Genomic DNA, 18,402 nt, shown 5'->3' with positions numbered 1-18,402 from the left:
CATGGCCTCTTTCGATTCCATCGTCGTCGGCGAGGATTGGATCAGCGAGCACTACTTCACCACCGATTCGGTGAAGGAGTCCTTCCACGGCAAGGTCATGGAACTACGCAAGACCTGGGACGCCGAGGCGAAGGAAGGCCGCGGCACGGTGCGCGCCTCGCTGCTCGCGGCCTGCCGTGACCTCCAGTCCCTGCTGGCGGGCCTGGCCGAGATCCCCGAGACGGCCCCCAAGGCACACGCAGTGGTGCGCGCGGCCCTCGGCTTCGAGGGCGAGCTGAGCGCCTTCACCGGCGAGCGTGCCGGCGCGACCCTCGAGATCCCCGACGCCGAGCTGCCGAAGTTCGCGAAAGTCCTGTTCCTGCAAGCCGAACCCACCGGCACCCTCGAGGATCTGCTGAACCCCGATATCGGCAGGCTCATCACCCCCGCCACCGAGGACGGCAAACCGATCCCCTCGCTCCGCAAGGCGGTATCGGAGGCGTTCCGCACCGACAGCGACAGCGCACCCGCCTTCATCGTGGTGCAGGCCGGCCGCTGGCTGCTGCTGGCCGAGGCCGAACGCTGGGCCGAGGGCCGCTACCTGGCCCTGGACCTGCTGGTGGTCGCCGAACGCAAACACGAGGCGCGCGGCGGCGAAATCGACCGTGCTGCGGCGATATTCGGCATGCAGGCGCTGAAACAGGACGCCGACGGCAATATCTGGTGGACCGGCGTCCTGGAGGATTCGGTCAAGCACACGGTCGGCGTCTCCAAGGATCTGCGCGAAGGCATCCGCCTGTCGATCGAGATCATCGCCAACGAGGTGGTGCGCCGCCGCACCGCCGCCGAGCTGCCGATCGAGGGCATCGACGGCAACGAACTCGCCAAGCACTCCCTGCGCTTCCTGTACCGAATCCTGTTCCTGCTCTTCGCCGAAGCCTCCCCCGAGATGCAGGTGCTGCCCACCGGCGTACCCGAATACACCGAGGGCTACGGCCTGGACCGCCTTCGCGAGCTGACCCTCACCGAACTGGCGACCGAGCGCGCCATGAACGGCACCCACCTGTACGAGTCGCTCAAGAAGCTCTTCGACCTCGTCGACACCGGCCACACCCCGCGCCCGCGCGAGAACGCCGCCGACCCGGCCCCCGGCCTGGAGTTCAACCCGCTGCGCGCGGACCTGTTCTCCAGCGCCGCGACCAAACTCATCGACGATGTCGGCCTGGGCAATCGGGCCGTCCAGCGGGTCCTGGAACACCTGCTGCTCACCAAGGAGAGCAAGGGCCACCGGGGCGCCGACCGCGGTTTCATCAGCTACGCCGAACTCGGCATCAACCAGCTGGGCGCGGTGTACGAGGGCCTGATGTCGTACACCGGGTTCTTTGCCGAGGAGGACCTGTACGAGGTAGCCAAAGACGGCAACCCCGACAAGGGTTCCTGGGTGGTCCCGGTGACCCGCGCCGACCACCTCGCCAAGACCGATTTCGTCCGCTCCGAGAACCCCGACACCCACGAGAACGAACCGGTCATCCATCGGAAGGGCACGTTCGTCTTCCGCCTCGCCGGCCGCGAACGCCAACAGTCGGCGTCGTACTACACCCCCGAGGTGCTGACGAAATTCGTTGTCTCCCAGGCTCTGGAAGAACTTCTCGACCAGAACGGCGTCCGCACCAGCCCCGAGGACATCCTCCAACTCACCATCTGCGAGCCCGCCCTAGGCTCGGGCGCGTTCGCCGTGGAGGCGGTGCGCCAGCTCGCCGCCGAGTACCTCAAGCGCAAGCAGGAGGATCTCGGCGAGCTCATCGACGCGGACAAGTACCCGGTCGAGTTGCAGAAGGTGAAGGCGCATATCGCGCTGCACCAGGTGTACGGGGTGGACCTCAACGCCACCGCGGTGGAGCTGGCGGAAATCTCGCTGTGGCTGGACACGATGGTGGCGGGGTTGCAGGCACCGTGGTTCGGGTTGCATCTGCGGCGGGGGAATTCGTTGATCGGGGCTCGGCGGGCGGTGTATCTGCCTGGCGAGTTGGCCAAGAAGGCGTGGCTGACTGTCGTGCCGAAGGATGTGCCGCTGGGCACGGAGATCGGCACCGGTATCCACCACTTCCTATTGCCTGCTCAGGGCTGGGGTGCGGTGGTGGATACCGCCGAGGCCAAGACCTATGCGCCGGAGAAGCGAGAGGAACTCCGGCTGTGGCGCAATGAGATTCGGAAGTCGCCGAGTAAGGCAATTGTGAAGCGGCTTGCGGCGTTGGCACAGCGGGTGGAGACGCTGTGGGATTTCACGTTGCGGCGGCTCACTATCGCGGAGTCGGAGATCCGCCGCGATATCCACTTGTGGGGGTCCGAGCCTGTCGAGCACACGCCGGCGGTGACACGGGAAGAGATCGAAGCGGTTCTTACCAACCCCGACGGCGCGTACCAGCGCTTGCGTCGGGTCATGGACGCTTGGTGTGCGCTGTGGTCCTGGCCTCTGACTACGGATAAGGAGCCACCAGACTGGGATACATGGGTCGGCGGGTTGGAGGCTGTACTCGGTATCGCGCCGAAGGAGACCGCGGCCGAACGCCGGGGGCAGTTGAGCATCGGCCGTGATACCAGTTGGCAGGAACTCGATTACGCGGAAGAGACCGACCGGGTGCTGTCCCAGGCAAGCCCGGTCGAACGTGCCGAGCAGTCGTTCCCGTGGCTGGTAACCGGACGGCAGATATCAGATCGAGCGGGGTTCTTCCACTGGGAGTTGGATTTCGCACCGGAGTTCGCGCGGGGCGGGTTCGATCTTCAGATAGGTAATCCGCCGTGGGTGCGTCCCGATTGGGATGAGGCCGGGGTGCTCGCCGAGTTCGATCCGTGGTGGCAGTTGGCACACAAGCCCGCCGAAGTAGAGAAGCGAAAGAAGCAAGAGGAAGCACTTTCGTCTCCTCAAGCACTAGTTGATTACTTGGGTGAGCGCGCAAAACAGGCTGGGACAAAAACCCATCTGGGGTCGGGAATCGATCGCCCTGCACTGACCGGATTACAGCCGGACCTTTATCGATGCTTTATGGAACGAACCTGGCGCCTCGTCAGCGAGCAGGGAATCATTGCGCTGATTCACCCGGAGAGCCACTTCACAGAACTTCGAGCAAATCTACTGCGACGAGAAACCTATCAGCGACTGCGGCGACATTGGCAATTCAGAAACGAACTCAACCTCTTCGAAATCGATCATCATAATATCTTTGGCGTGCACATCTACGGCAGGCCGGGTTCGGTGCAATTCCTCCAAGGCGCAGCACTTTATCATCCAGATACCATTACACGTTCATTCACCCATAGCGGATTCGGGAAACCGCCAGGCGTTAAGGACGAGGATGGAAATTGGGATACACGACCGCATCTCGGACGAATAATCGTTGTAGCCGGTGAGCAACTGAGAACCTGGTCGACCCTAATCGAAAGCACTGACTCGGACCAGCTTGAAACAAGAATGCTCTATCCGGTCAATCGTGCAAGCGAGGATGTACTGGACAAGATCGCAGCGGCACCCCGATTCGGCAACCATGACTTTGAATGGACACGCGGCTGGGAAGAAGATCGAGATCGAAAGATGGGAATTTTCGATGCCAGGTCATCCATACCGAAACGCATGGAAGAAGTAATACTTCAAGGCCCACACTTCACTGTTGCCACACCCGTATTCAAGCAACCCAATGAAACGATGAAGAACAGGCTTGATACGAAGTTAGTCGACCTTGAGCAAATTAACCGATCATTCATACCGAGAACGAGCTATCAAGCCGCGAGGCCCTACAGCGACTATATTGCCGCCTACCCCACCTGGAATGGTCGACCCAGCTCGGAATATTTCCGGGTAGCATGGCGCGAAATGGCCGAAACCGGCAACGTCAGAACGATGCACTCAACACTGATACCACCAGGACCGACACACGTACATGCCGTACACAGCTTCACCGTGAAGAGCCTTTCTCAACTCGCTTTTATTTCCGGAGTTAGCCACTCCATCGTTGTCGACTTCATGATGAAGGTTATCGGCAGCGGGCACATAAAGGCCTCTACATGGTCACAGATACCATTCCCGTACGAACATGAATTAAAGCCACAACTGTTATTGCGAACTCTACGCTTGAACTGCATCACAGAACCCTACGCTCCACTTTGGGAAGACCAGTTCGATAAGCGATGGCTGCATGATATGTGGACGCCAGAATCCGGTGTTTGTTACACCGGACGGCCGCCGATTGGGAGCGTATCTTCGAAGTGGGTACTGGAAACCCCGCTCCGCCGTGCTTCCGATCGTCGTCAGGCCCTCATCGAGATCGACGCGATAGTAGCCGTCATGTTGTCCATATCTGCAGATGAATTGAATGTCATCTACCGAACTCAATTCCCCGTTTTACAACGCTACGAACGTGAAGCCCTGTTCGATGCCAACGGCCGCCAGCTCCCCACCAAACTCGCCTCCGAATACCGCAAGAAGGGCTCCCTCCAACCTGGAGACCTCACCGTCGACGACGTGACCTACCAGGAGCCGTTCGTCGGCGTCGATCGCGAGCGCGATATGGAACTCGCGCACAAGCACTTCACCACCTTGTTGGCATAGAAAGAAGCCATGAGGCCATGCGCGGCTGGCGGACCAGCCGTGTGATCCCGCAGCACCGGCGCACGCTCCGACCCTGAATAGATAAGTGCCCCTGACTACTTCGAGCCAGGGGCACTTGCGACCATCAAGACTTCCAAATGTGGCTGTCCAGAAACGTATCCCAATCCCCGCCGGGGAACCACACCTCCGGGCCACCAGGATCCTTCGAGTCGCGAACCCCGACCCGATCACCGTCCTGGTACACCTCAACACAATCAGCGGCATTCGAAGAACGGCTGGACTTGTACCACTGCCGAACAGGCGGTTGACTACTCACGCCTCGTACTCCTTCGCAACTTGCAACACCAGATCCCGGGTGTCATCTTCTGACAACGCTACCGCTCGCAACGCCGAGATCGCTTCCCGATACCGGGCCACGACGTCGGCTTGCTCGTGGTAGAGCGCGCCGACCGCGCCTTCGAGGTAGACGACAGTCGGCTCCACCAAACCGCCCTCCAGGCGCGGGAATTCGAGCATGTGGAACGACTGGATCGACAGCCCCTGGTGCGGTCCGACCCCGAAGGGCACCACCCGCACGCTGACATTGTCACGCTTGCCGACCTCCGCCAGCCAGCGCATTTGGTCCGCCATTGCCGCAGGCGTACCGGGGCGGTGCCGCAGCACCGCTTCCGACAAGAGCGCGTCGGTTCGGAATCCGCTGTCATTCAATCTGGCTTGCCGTCGTTCAGCCAGCTCGATCCGCCGCTCGACATTGACGGCCGATAGTCCGGGAACATCCAGGCGAGCGAGCGCCCGGCGGTAGTCAGCCGTTTGCAGCAGCCCGGGGACCAGTACGAGTTGGTGCGCGGTAAGGCGATTCGCCGTCCCTTCGAGGCGAAGGTAGTGGGGGAAGTGCGGAGCTACCTGGTCTGCGTACGACTGCCAGAATGCCTTCGAGTTCCCTTGCAGCCGAGCACTCTTCTCCTGCTCCCGAACTCCCTGCCAGAGCCTCAACGCTTCAGCTCGCTGATCCTCGGATGTGCCGTAGGTGTCCAGCAGCTGCTTGAGCTGAAGCGTCGTCACCTTCGTGGGCTGGCCGCGTTCCAGCCGCAGCAGAACCTGCGGTGAGACTTCGATTTCCAGTCCCGCGGTAAGCCTGGTGACTCGCGCGTCGTCGCGGAGCCGCCGCAAGAATCCGCCAAATGCCCTGCTGGAAACTGTCACTCCGGCCATTTCGTTAGCCTCACAATCTGGGGAGCTATCGTCGCGGACTTCCATCGTAGTTCGCAACACTTTCGCCGTGGTCGTATTACGGAAGTCAATTCCGTTGTCTACTTGACTCATACGTTCCGGCGACGACCAAGGCCAAGCCGCCGCCACCCACCCTCCAGAGCACCCCCGACAAAAAGGACACTCAAATGCTTTGGGAATCCTGGGTTCTACTCATCCTCTTCCTCGCCGGCCTCGTCACCGTCATCACCGCACTCGTCGCGGACCTGCGCGCCACCGGCGCCTACCCACCCCGCCCGGCCACCCTCCGCTTCGAATTGTCCACCGGCAGCAGCTATCCCATGCTGACCAGGCCCACCCCCGGCCGCCACCGCGCCACCACCCCCGCACCCCGGCGCCGGCGATGACCGCCACCTCCTCCCGCCTCGACCACCACCCGGTCTCGTCCTACCGCACGGACCTGCGCTACCCCGAAGGCCTCCGCGCCCTCCTCCACCCCCACCGCAACTGCCGCCCCGGCCCCGGCCACCACGCCACCAGCTGCGCCCGCCTACGCCAACTCCTCGAGATCGCCGACCGCAACAACTGGCACTGGGCAAAACGAATCCTGAACCCCAACCCCACCGGTCCCGCCATCCCGAGCCCCACCGATTCGCCGATCCCACGCCTCGAACAACACACCGTCCCCGACTCCGAACCCGAAATGACCCAAACCGAAGCGATCGAGGCCCGCGTCCACCACCGCGACTGCGATCCCCCTTGCCCCCGCTCCCGCGCAGCCGCAGCCCGCCTCCACGACGACTTCGGACCCAAACACGCCAACATCCTGCAGTTCCCGGATCGAGCCCAGACCACATCACCCCGGCCCGTACGATGAAACAGGTGACCCACATTCGGGTTCAGGCGAATGTGCGGCACAGCAAATTGCCGACCGAACAACTCCGCACGGGCGACGACCCTCGTGGCCGGCGTACCAGCGATGGGCACACGAAGCCAGCCAATGCCCGGTACGCACCGTTGAGACCGGGCCCTTCCCGGCGCTGAATTCAGCCGGGAAGGCACAATGACTACTCGCTCACTCTTGGACTGCGCGCGTTACCTGTATGAGGAATTCGACTGTTTTTCGAATCTCCTCGTTTCCGAACGTCAAATCACCGTTCGACGTACGAATATTACTTTTCCGGAAAGACAGCTCCGCGATCCATGGGCCTACCTGAGTTCGAAACTGATCATCATTCGTCATCCAAACCTTTTCCCCGAACCCTTCGTGGGGTTGGTAGCTGGACAGGGTAGGCTCTACCGTTCCATCCATGCGCGGGTTATGGATGGAAAGTATTCCTATACCTCTACTGTCCGGAGTGCGGGTCACCTGACACGTGGTATTCCATTCGATTTGCCTACCAGGCTCCGAAGGGTCGTCGAATTTTGCGTCGAGCACCCCTAAGTCATTGCTGACGAAATTCTTGAAGCGCTCGCAAAATTCTCGCCGCGGATAGCTCGAAGGTTCAGAGTCCGCGCCCGTATCTGCGCTATTCGATACCGTTCCACACGCAGCTATGCCGGAAACAGCAAGGGTTAGTACGAGGATATGTCTCAGCTTCATGATGGTTGGGAAGCCCTGTCTGTCTTAACCGACCAAGGCAGGCCGGCGAGGCCGTTCTCATCGGTGACTATGGATGCATCGTCGAATTTTGCGCACGCGGGCACGGGCCAATCATTGGTGGCATTCAGACCAGGCTGAGTGAAGTTTTGATTGATGATATTTACATTGATCTGAATATTTTGGGTAACTTCCCTGGTGGAGTTGATGGCGGTCACGATTGTGTTTGCGGCGTTCTTCACAGAATCTTTGATGTTGTCGCAGCCGTCGAACAGTTTCATACTGGCCAATCCCGCGAGGTCAGTCACGATCGCAACCACAAGGTCGACAACAGCTGACGCCAGCTCCCCATAGTAGACGAGGATTTGCTTCGCCATGTCTTCGAGTGACTGCGCAATCGTTAGACAGACTGCGCTGGCCCCGGCCAGTGCACGTCCCTGGGCCTGCCTTGTTACCTCGTAAGAGTCGTGACCGGGGCTCTGCCACTGAGCCGTTAGATTCGCCTCGTTATGATGAAAAGTTCCATTATCGATCTTTCCCTGGATCGATCTCCACGAATTGGCTACATCAACGAGTGTTTTGGGCAGATCGATGCCTTCCAAGAAGTCGACGATGCCAGGCTTTTCACCGTCACCATACAGCGCGTGCTTTACCCATTTTTTGATCTCATCTCGATTATCTTCGAGAAGTCCAGCCGTTCTCCAGCCGAATGGGTCAACTTCACCGATTTTGATGGCAAGGATGAGATCATTGAATTTATCGTCCACCTTGCTATCAAGCGAATCGAATTCGGGCTCCTTCGAGAAAATCTTGTCTACCTGCTTTTGAAGCTCACTACCGGTATCGCTAGTCATTGATTCCCCCTAGTACAATCCCTCGAAAGCGTGCCGCCCCGACTCTTCCTCGCGCTGATAGCTATTGTATGCGTTCCTCAGCGCAATCGACATTCCTTCCGCACTGTCCACCCCGTCTTTGAGCAGCTCCTCCACATGGGGAGGGACGTTGATATAGTTGTCGCGCAGAGTGGAGAACCATCGCATCTGCGCTTCGGGCAGCTGAACGGACAAGATCATCTTCTTGCCCTCGGTGAGGACGTCTTTCACGTCGTCCCAGCTGTCAGCGGCTCCGTAGAGCGACTCCTTCGCGTCCTTGATTGCTACACCTGACGGCCTCGGTGCCATATCACATCCCCCTCAGTTGGCCGACCAGTCGTCGGCGGTGCTGTTGATGCATTTCTTCGAGTTGAGCTTCGCTGTACTGCGAATAGTCACCTCGTACCACATATTTCGGTCGAATTTCTCTAATTTTCCGGGCACATTCGAGAACTTCGCCCTCGATTGCCAGTGGATCCGAACTACCTTGCCACTGGGGCCAGACTTGAATCGAATTGACCATGAATTTGTCCGCCGCCATGGTCATTACCGGTTCGTCGTATTCGTAGACTTGTCCGTTGACACGATAGTTTCCGATTTGCCGTATAGAGGTCAGCAAGTCCTGGTAGCAGGCCCAGGTTTCGGTCTCGATCATGAGGCACAGTTGTTTTCTCCACGGAGTTGCGCAGCTGTACAGCAATCCTTCTTTGGGCCAGCCGTTGTTAGCTTCAACGGTCCGCTTGATCAACTCGTACCGCGCTGTATGGTATGCCTGGAGCAGGGTACGACCGACCTCGTTCGGGCCGACCTGTTGATTCCATGCCGTGCTGAACTCGAGCCGCACAGGCAGTAGACCGCGGTCCAAGTGCATCGTCACCGGGCCTCGCACAAGGACGTTCTGCATAGACCGCGCGCTCGAAGGGTCCGTCGGCGCGGGGATCTCTACGTGCGCACTGGGCTGTGTGTGCCTCACCGGTGGCGGTTGCCGCCTGGCAACGTTCGTTGGATGCTCGTCCCAGTCATCGTCGAAGTTCCCGAAGTTGGTGTAGCTGATCACCATTGCGATGAAACCCCCGTATACCATTCGATGAACTGGTCAGTATGTTAACACCCCTGGATTTCACTGCAGGAATCAACGGATGCGAACCCGGTACGCCCGCAACGCGCGAATAGAACAGGTACGGGGTCATGCGCAGACACCCCGGTCGCGGTGTGAGCATCGAAACCGATCGATCGGAACGTTTACCGATCTCAGTTGATCCTGCTCGGCGGGGGCGGGCCGTCGCGGAGTGTCACAACGGGCCCGAGAAGATGCCGCTCGGGCGTATGATGCCGCCGAACACGGACATTCCGTGCCTAGTTCTGCCACACCACGCCTCAGACGATCGCAGAGCAGCACAAATGCGATAGTTTTCGAGCGTCGTGATGTACACGGATGCGAGCGTGCGCGCGCTCTTCTGAGCCCGCGTTCGAGACCGCGCTCGCATCCAACGAACAGACAGGAACCGAGTCGATCATGGGGGCCCTACTGCCCACCCTGCAGGCCGATCGCCTGCGGGAGGGGTTGACCGACTACCTCGCCACCACCTTCGCGCTGACCGACCCGGACGCGCAGGGCGCGCTGGCCGACTTCATCGGGCACCCGCGGGACGGCATGTTCAAGGGACCGTTCGTGCGGCTGCGGCTGCCGTTCGCCGCCGCGCGCGGCAACTGGGGGATGCATTTGGATTGGTGGCCCACGGGATTCGTGCCCTACGGCCATCAGGCGCAGGCCTTCGAGCGACTGTCGACCAAGTTTCAGGACCGGCCGCAACCGACGCTGGTGACCACGGGTACCGGTTCCGGTAAGACCGAGTCGTTCCTCATCCCGATCCTCGACCACGTGCTGCGCGCCAAGAAGGCCGGCGTCGCCGGGATGAAGGCCCTGATCGTCTATCCGATGAACGCGCTGGCCAATGATCAGGAGCAGCGCCTGGCGCGGATGATCACCTCGAACTCGGCGCTGGCCGGGGTGACCGCGGGGCTCTACACCGGTGAACAGTCTTCGGGCGGGCGCACACTGGTGTCCGCCGACGGGCTGATCACCGATCGCCGCCTCATGCACGACTCGCCGCCCGACATCCTGCTCACCAACTACAAGATGCTCGACCACATGCTGCTGCGCGCGGACCGAGCCGCCATGTGGCGGCAGTCCGCGCACTCCCTGCAATACGTGGTGCTGGACGAATTCCACACCTACGACGGCGCGCAGGGCACCGACGTGGCCATGTTGCTGCGGCGACTCGGGCTCACGGTGAAATCGCACTGGACCGAGGACAGTCCGGTCACCCCGGAGGATCGAGCACGACCGCTGGGCCGGATCACACCTGTGGCGACCTCCGCGACACTCGGTTCCAAGAACGCCGGGCCGGACGCGATGCTCGAGTTCGCGCACACCGTTTTCGGCGAAATCTTCGCCGAGACAACGCTTGTCGGCGAGACCCGGCTCACCGAGCAGGAGTGGCTGTCCAGCCGTTCCGGCGAACTCGATCGACTGTACGAGGCGATGAGCCCGGTCGTGGACGTCGCGGTGGGCGAGTTGGACAGGCTCGCCGGCAGCTCCACCAGCAACGCCACCCTGACCGCCGCGGTCCTGGCCACCCTGTTCCGGCGCCCGGGCGACGCGAGTTCCACGTTCAAACGCGTCGTCGGCGACATCCGAATGCTCGACGACGCCGAACAATTGGACCTGCTCAGGGGGCACCCACTCTTCGTCGAACTGCTCGGGCACGTGCTGGACGCGGTTTCCCTCGACGAACTGACCGAGGCCATCCTGCCCGCCCCCGCCACCGAGCGCGGCCCGCGCGGCCGCGCGCAGCGCCGGCGCTATGTCGAATATCTGTTCGCCGCGCTCTCGCACCTGCGCGCGCAGATCGGCCGCGACGCCCTCAATGTCGATGTGCACCTGTGGATTCGAGAGCTCTCCCGCATCGACCGCACGGTCGCCGTCGCGACCGGATTCCACTGGGCCGACGACGGCGCCGCCGAAGACCCCACCACCATGTATCTGCCGGCGCTGTTCTGCCGTCATTGCGGGCGCTCGGGCTGGGGTGCGCGAATGGCACCGACCGGTGACACCCTGGACGCCACCGACGAATCCATTCGCGCGCACCACGCCTCCGGTGGCCAGCGGTTCCGGGCGCTGATCTCCGCGCCCGTGGAAGCGCAATTGGGCAAGGACGTCGAGGGACTGCGCTGGCTGCGCGTCGACGAGCGCGAACTCACCGCCGAGGCACCGGATCCGGAGAGCGAAGAGGTGCTCGAAGGCCGGGTGCTGCCCGTGCTGGCGCTGTACGGCCCGGAGGCGGAAGACAATTCGCAGAAGGACATGTGCCCGGCCTGCCGCACCGCCGACGGTATTCGATTCCTCGGTAGCGCGGTCGCCACCCAGCTGTCGGTGGCGCTGTCGAGCATGTTCGGGGACGCCGATCTCGACGCCGACGAGAAGAAGGCGTTGATGTTCACCGACAGCGTGCAGGACGCGGCGCATCGCGCCGGGTTCGTGCAGGCGCGGTCGCACACCCTGAGTCTGCGCTCCACGCTGCGCAACGCCCTGCACGACGTCGACTCCGATTCCGGCATGATGACGCTGGCCGAGCTGTGCGAGGCCGTCATGTCCCGGGCCGGCACGGACTCGTTGCGCCGCTACCACCTGCTCGCACCCGACATCGTCGAACACGACGAGTTCATCGCGTTCTGGCAGTCCGACAGAGCCAAATCCGAACGGGACCGGGCGGCCCGGCTGGTCCGTAAACGTCTCCAGTTCGACATCGACCTGGAGTTCGGCCTGCAATCGCGACTGGGCCGGACTCTCGAGCTCACCGGCAGCGTGGTCGCGGAGGTCGATCTCGGCTCCGACGACCGGATCGCCGAACTCGGGGCCGCGGCACTGGAGGGTGCGCAACACCAGTTGAGTTTCACCGCACCGGATTCCGTCGCCGTCACGCGCTGGGTCCGCGGCACCGTGGAGCGGATGCGTACGCAAGGCGCGATCACGCATCCCTGGCTGGATACCTACATCACCAAAGATGCCAATCGGCGCTGGATCTGGGGCGCGCGCCCCAAAGGGGAGGGCATGCCCGCCTTCCCCAAAGGCCGTCCCGCACCGGCTTTTCCGGCGATCGGCTCGCACCGGATCCCCGAAGGCTTCGACGCCGTCACCGCGTCCGCGTCCTGGTATGCGCGCTGGGCCTCGAAATGCCTCGACGTCTCCGCTTTCGACGGCGGCTTCCTGGCGCGATCGCTGTTCGCGGTGCTGGCCGAGCAACGAATCGTCGCCACCGCACCCACCGAGCAGGGCCACACCGTCTACCGGCTGAGCCCCGATGCCATTCTGGTCGGCGCACCCGACGAGGAAGATCTGGAAAGCGCTCTGCACCTGGTGGTGTGCGATGTGTGCCAGACCCCGAACCCGGGCAGTGCGGCGGTGGTCGACCAGCTCGACGGCGCGCCCTGCCTGCTCGACCGCTGCCCCGGCGTCCTGCACCGAGCCCCGCGCAAGAACAACTTCTATCGCAGGCTCTACAACGAATCGGAGATGAAGCGGGTCGTGGCCCGCGAGCACACCTCCCTGCTGCCCACCGAGACCCGCCTCGACTACGAGACCAAATTCAAATCCGGCGGCGCCGATCCGACCGCACCCAATGTGCTGGTGGCGACGCCCACCCTGGAGATGGGTATCGATATCGGCGACCTGTCCACCGTCATGCTCGGCTCCATGCCGCGCACGGTGGCGTCCTACCTCCAGCGTGTCGGCCGTGCCGGACGACTCACCGGAAACTCCCTGGTGCTGGCGTTCGTTCGCGGCCGCGGCGAGCACCTGCCCAAGCTCTACGATCCGAAATCGGTGATCGAGGGTGAGGTACGCCCGCCCGCCACCTACCTCACCGCCGAGGAGATCCTGCAACGCCAGTACGTGGCCCACATCGTCGACAGGATCGCGCGCAGGCCCGATATCGAGGACCCCGTGTCTGCCCGCGCCGTACTCGGCTCCTTCGATCCGGGTAGCTGGATGGCGGCCCTGCTCGACACCGCCGATTCCAGCGCATCGGAACTGCTCCACGACTTCCTGACCCAGTTCGGCGAACTCCTCGACGATCGGGCACGGGATTCGCTGCGCCGCTGGGCAACTCCGCCGGAGGACGGCACCCCGAGCGGATTGGTCACGCACTTGCGGGAAGCGGTGCACCGCTGGAATCACGACGTCGACGAACTCAACAACCGCCGCATCGCGGTCAACGAGGCCCTGCCGGAGTTCGAGAAACGCGCCGGCTCACCAGCGGCCACCGATGACGACCGTCGCGATCTGCGTACCGCACAGGGCACACTGAAGATTCTGCGCAAGAACATCAGCGACCTCACCGACGAACACTGGGTCGGAGTGCTGGAGCGGTACGGCATCCTGCCCAACTACACCCTGCTCGACGATTCGGTGACCCTGGATGTCGGCATCACCTGGATCGACCCCGATACCAACGACTACGCCGGCGACTCGGCCAGTTACCAGCGCGGATCACGCATCGCGCTCACCGAACTCGCGCCCGGCTCGACGTTCTACGCCCAGGGCCTCGCGGTGGACATCGACGCCATCGACCTCGGCGCGGGCGGGGCGAGCATCCACACCTGGCGACTGTGCCCGCAGTGCGGCTGGGCCGAAATCACCCACGCCGCAGAGGGAACCGCGCCGCCTCTCCAGTGTCCGCGCTGCCACAGCGGTGCCATCTCCGATGTGAGCCAGCAATTGCAGGTGGTGGAGATGGCCAAGGTCTCCGCGGAGGTCCGCCGCGACGAGGCCGCCATCTCCGATGGGCGTGACGATCGCAAACGCGAGACCTACACCGTCGCCACCGCCGCGGACATCGACCCGGACCAGGTCGTCCGGCGCTGGTTCGTCACCGATCGGGATTTCGGCGCGGAGTATCTGCGGCGCATAGACATTCGCTGGCTCAATATGGGACGGCGCACCTCGCAGGGGGCCAAGCGCACCATCGCCGGGCAGGAGACCACCACCGGCCTGTTCCGGGTGTGTTCGAGCTGCGGTCAACTCGCACGCACGCCCGGGCAGAATCAACCGCGCGAACACCGAAGCTGGTGCCGATACCGGCGGGCGACCAACGAGCAGCACGTCCGGGAGATCGCGCTCGCCCGGACCCTGCGCACCCAGGCCGTGCTACTGCATCTGCCCGGCGTGCTCGAATACGACCCCTTCGCACACCCGAGCCTGAGTGCGGCGATCCTGCTGGGACTGCGGCAGGTGATCGGCGGCTCGCCCGAACACCTCGACGTCGTCACTATCACCGACGCCCTGCACGCTCCGCATCAGCGAGCGCTGCTCATCCACGACACCGTGCCGGGCGGGACGGGATACCTCGCCGAATTCGCCGATCCCGCCAAGGTGTGGGCGGTGCTGATGGCGGCACGCGAGGTCCTGACACACTGCGAGTGCGCGGAGCAGGATCGTCTTGCCTGCCACCGCTGTCTACTCCCGTTCGCCTCGCCCTACGAACTCGACAAGGTCTCACGCAAATCGGCGCTCAAGGCCCTCACCACGGCGCTCGTCGGCAAGGACGAAATCGAGCCGTCGTGGGAGTCGTGGCAAGAGCACATCACCTCGGAAGAGCCACGCAAACCCGTCACGAGCGAAGAATCGCCGCTCGAGCACGAGTTCTATGCCGAATTCACCAAACGCCTTCGGGTCCTGGGCGCGACCGTCAAGGAGAAGCCGGGGACGCATGGGCCGTCGGCGACGATCGTCATGCCCGGCAACAAGATTCGCACCTGGAAGCTGGAGCCCCAGGTGTCCACGCGCAACAGCCGGCCGGACTTCCAGCTGAGCACCATGGACCCCGACATCCCGGTGATCGCGATCTTCGCCGACGGCCGCCGCTTCCACGCCATGGCCGGCGCCAATCGGGTCGCCGACGATGCCCGCAAGCGCGAGATCCTGCGCGCGGACGGCTATCTCGTGTGGTCCTTCGGGCACGAGGATCTCGAGCGGTTCAAGAACAAGCAGTCTGCTACGCCGGACTGGTACACCCCCCAGCTCGCCGGAACCACCCGGAAGAACGGCAATCTACGGCCCGCCCTGTTCAATTTGGTGACCGCCGACCCCATCACCCAGTTGCTGGAATTCGTCACAGACCCGGATCAGGAAGCATGGACCGCGGTCGGGCACTGGCTACCGATGATGTTCATGAACAAGGAGCGAGGACACAGGAGCGACCTCACCGCGATCGCGCCGTGGGCGCTGGACCTGCTCAACGGCAAACAACCTGACATTCCGGCCGGAACCTACGCGTGCTGGTTCTATTCAGACGGACCACTGGCCATTACCGCCGCACTGCGCCCCGACACCAAGCAGATGACCGCGGTGCTGGCTCTCGACGATCGAGACGAGCGCCTCGAGGCCAACAGCGGCAAAGCCTGGAAAGACTGGCTGCGACTGTCGAACTGGTTCGGGCTGTGCCACAACCACCTGATCACCACTCGTACACTGCTCTCCGCCGATACCGGATCACCGGGCGCAACCACGCTCGGGGCCAAGCCCGATTCCAGCGGCGTCCACATGAGCCCCGCGTGGCGGGAGGTCTACGAGGCGACGATCTCCGACCAGGAGAAGGAACTCGTACTGGGACTGATCGCGGCGGGAGCGCCGGTACCGGTGCTGGGCGCGGAAACCGAGGACGGCGAAGTCATCGACCTCGCGTGGCCGGATGCTCGGCTCGGCGTGCTCCTCGGCGATGAGCCCGATATCGCGCCGGCCCTGGTCGAACTCGGCTGGACCCTGTGCCCGCCCGATGCGCTACAAATTGTCGAAAGCTTGACCGCGAACGGGGGAATGTAATGGCGAACATCGTGATGGCCACCAATACCAAGGCGATGGGCAAACTCGACGGCTCGGTCAAGAGCCGGGTACTCGACTTCCTGGAGAAAGTTCAGAACGACCACACCGCACCCGGGCTGCACATCGAACCGCTCAAGGGCGCGGTGGACAAGCGGGTGCGCACCGGGCGCGTGGATCTCAATCACCGCGCCATCATGTTCCGAATCGACCCCAAGGGTGGTGACACCACCTACATCTACATGGGGACCTGGACGCACGATGACGCCAACAAACTGGCGGTGAAATCCACGCTGCGGGTGAACCCTATCAACGGCACCCTCGAAGGCATCATCGGCGAGCTCAACGGCGAAGCCGATCGCAAGAAGCGCACCGTTGTGCCGGACTACACCGGCGACCTCAGCAAACACGTCACGGACCAGGACACCATCGGGTACCTGGCGGGCAGCGGATTCACCCTGGCCGAACTCACCGAAGATCTCGGCCTCGATCCGGTCCTGGCCGAACAGGCGCTGGCCGCGTCCGACCAGGACGCCATTCACGAACTCGCCGCGGTGGCCGAAACCAAGATGGCGGGCTGGCAGGCGGACGCGCTGCTGGACCTGGCCTGCGGCACCGCGGTTTCCGATATCAAGAAGAAGTACCAGTTCACCGAGGTGCCGGCGGTCGATCCGGTCGTGGACGAGGACACCCTGATCATGGAGGCGCTGGAACGGCCGGCCTCCAAGATGGTGTTCACCTATGTCGACGGCAGCGACGAGCTGCGCCGGGTGATCGAAGGCGGCGACTTCGCCGCCTGGCGGACCTTCCTGCATCCCGAACAGCAGATCTACGCGGAGAAGAGCTTCGGTGGCGCGTTCCGGCTCTCCGGCGGCGCGGGCACCGGCAAGACCGTGGTGGCGATCCATCGCGCCCGCAACCTGTGGCGCCGCAACCCGGACGCGCGAATCGTGCTGACCACCTTCAACAAAACCTTGGCCATGGGCCTGGAAGCCGACCTGAAGGTCCTCGAGCCCGGCATCACCATCGCCAAGAAGCCCGGTGATCCGGGCGTCTACGTGGCGGGCGTGGACAAACTCGCCAGCGATGTCCTGCACCGGGCCGATGACCTCGGTCCCGCCGCCGAGGCGCTGTTCGGCGAACCGATCGACGCGACCTTCACCCGCACCAACTCCGACAAGGTGTGGCGCGATGTGGTTGCGACCGCGAAGAGCGAACTCGACCCGCGGCTCACCACACCGTCGTTCCTCGAAAACGAGTACGTGTCGGTGGTGTTGGCGCAGAAGGTGACCAATCTGGCGGAGTACGCGAAGGTCGCGCGGGCCGGACGCGGTGTGCGGCTGACCCGGCCGCAGCGCATCGCGGTGTGGAAACTGGTGGAGGGTTTCCGCCGGCGCAGCCGCATGGACTCGAGCCTCAGCTTTCCCGAGGTGCTGGCCCTGGCCGCGGAATACCTGACCCAGCGCGGACCGGCCGGCATCCTGGCCGATCACGTCCTGGTGGACGAGGCGCAGGACCTGCATGCCACGCACTGGTCGATGCTGCGCGCCCTGGTCCCCGTCGGCCACGACGATCTGTTCATCGCCGAGGACTCACACCAGCGCATCTACGGTCAACCGGTGGTACTCGGCCGACTGGGCATCAAGATCGTTGGCCGGTCCCGCCGCCTCACCCTGAACTACCGCACCACCGCGCAGAACCTGCACTTCGCGATGAGCATCCTGTCCGCCGGTGACTTCAGCGATCTCGAGAACGAAGCGGAATCCACCGCCGGTTACCGTTCGGCGCGGCGCGGCCCGGTGCCGCAGCTGCTCCAATGCGATTCGGCCGCACAGGAACTCGACAAGGTCGCGGCCACCATCCGCGATTGGCTCGACCCGACCCGTGAGCAGCCCATCGAGCCGTCCACCATCGCGGTGCTCACCCGCGCCAAGCATGACCGCTCCCAGTTCGTGCGCGCGCTGGGCGAGCGCGGTATCGAGGCCCGCTCCCTGGACGACAATCTGGCTGTCACCGGACACGTCCAGGTACTCACCATGCACCGCTCGAAGGGTATGGAGTTCTCCCGCGTGATCCTGGCGGGCATCGACGACGCCCACGTGCCATCGAAGGCCGCGATGAACGCGATCCCCGAGGAGGACAAGCTCGAGGCCGAACTGCGCGAGCGCTCACTGCTCTACGTCGCGGCCAGCCGGGCCCGGGACGAACTCGTGGTCACCTGGAGCGGTAAGCGGTCCGGACTCCTGGGCTGAGCCCATCA

Annotated in this window: 10 protein-coding genes; 5 read left to right on the top strand and 5 right to left on the bottom strand. The window is 63.2% G+C overall.

Annotated elements, in window-relative coordinates; genetic code table 11:
* Position 1: 1 nt before the first annotated feature.
* Entirely contained in the window at positions 2-4,582 is a 4,581-nt protein-coding gene (locus ACWDOP_RS33105; protein ID WP_456348198.1) for an Eco57I restriction-modification methylase domain-containing protein, read from the top strand.
* Positions 4,583-4,706: 124 nt separating this feature from the next.
* Here ACWDOP_RS33105 and ACWDOP_RS33100 read toward each other — a convergent pair whose 3' ends face one another.
* Together ACWDOP_RS33100 and ACWDOP_RS33095 are read right to left on the bottom strand one after the other, a co-directional pair.
* Entirely contained in the window at positions 4,707-4,898 is a 192-nt protein-coding gene (locus ACWDOP_RS33100) for a DUF397 domain-containing protein (protein ID WP_456348197.1), read from the bottom strand.
* Complete coding sequence (locus ACWDOP_RS33095) at positions 4,895-5,794, bottom strand: helix-turn-helix domain-containing protein (RefSeq protein WP_456348196.1); 900 nt, start codon at positions 5,792-5,794, stop codon at positions 4,895-4,897. The genes ACWDOP_RS33100 and ACWDOP_RS33095 overlap by 4 nt, the downstream gene beginning before the upstream one ends.
* 185 nt (positions 5,795-5,979) lie before the next feature.
* Between ACWDOP_RS33095 and ACWDOP_RS33090 the strand changes: the two genes are divergently transcribed.
* Both ACWDOP_RS33090 and ACWDOP_RS33085 read left to right on the top strand, forming a co-directional pair.
* Positions 5,980-6,198: a hypothetical protein gene (locus ACWDOP_RS33090; protein ID WP_456348195.1), complete on the top strand. Its 219-nt coding sequence runs from the start codon at positions 5,980-5,982 to the stop codon at positions 6,196-6,198.
* Entirely contained in the window at positions 6,195-6,668 is a 474-nt protein-coding gene (locus ACWDOP_RS33085) for a hypothetical protein (RefSeq protein WP_456348194.1), read from the top strand. Before ACWDOP_RS33090 ends, ACWDOP_RS33085 begins: the two co-directional genes overlap by 4 nt.
* A gap of 722 nt (positions 6,669-7,390) precedes the next feature.
* Here ACWDOP_RS33085 and ACWDOP_RS33080 read toward each other — a convergent pair.
* Genes ACWDOP_RS33080 through ACWDOP_RS33070 form a run of 3 tightly spaced genes read right to left on the bottom strand, consistent with a single transcriptional unit; the run spans position 7,391 to position 9,320 of the window.
* Positions 7,391-8,245: a hypothetical protein gene (locus tag ACWDOP_RS33080; RefSeq protein ID WP_456348193.1), complete on the bottom strand. Its 855-nt coding sequence runs from the start codon at positions 8,243-8,245 to the stop codon at positions 7,391-7,393.
* 9 nt (positions 8,246-8,254) lie between these two features.
* Positions 8,255-8,572, bottom strand: a complete 318-nt coding sequence (locus ACWDOP_RS33075; RefSeq protein WP_456348192.1) for a hypothetical protein — start codon at positions 8,570-8,572, stop codon at positions 8,255-8,257.
* Position 8,573: 1 nt separating this feature from the next.
* The gene (locus ACWDOP_RS33070; protein ID WP_456348191.1) at positions 8,574-9,320 is read right to left on the bottom strand and encodes a hypothetical protein; all 747 of its coding nucleotides are present in this window, start codon (positions 9,318-9,320) and stop codon (positions 8,574-8,576) included.
* Between the two features lie 459 nt (positions 9,321-9,779).
* Between ACWDOP_RS33070 and ACWDOP_RS33065 the strand changes: the two genes are divergently transcribed.
* Together ACWDOP_RS33065 and ACWDOP_RS33060 are read left to right on the top strand one after the other, a co-directional pair.
* On the top strand, positions 9,780-16,145 hold the full coding sequence (locus ACWDOP_RS33065) for a DEAD/DEAH box helicase (protein ID WP_456348190.1): 6,366 nt from the start codon (positions 9,780-9,782) through the stop codon (positions 16,143-16,145).
* A complete protein-coding gene (locus ACWDOP_RS33060; protein ID WP_456348189.1) occupies positions 16,145-18,394 on the top strand; it encodes a 3'-5' exonuclease in 2,250 nt (749 codons plus the stop codon). The genes ACWDOP_RS33065 and ACWDOP_RS33060 overlap by 1 nt, the downstream gene beginning before the upstream one ends.
* Positions 18,395-18,402 lie beyond the last annotated feature (8 nt).

It is taken from the genome of Nocardia sp. NPDC003693, from assembly GCF_053981095.1.
The sequence above is the reverse complement of the archived record's forward strand: the minus strand, read 5'-3'. Positions and strand labels throughout refer to the sequence as shown.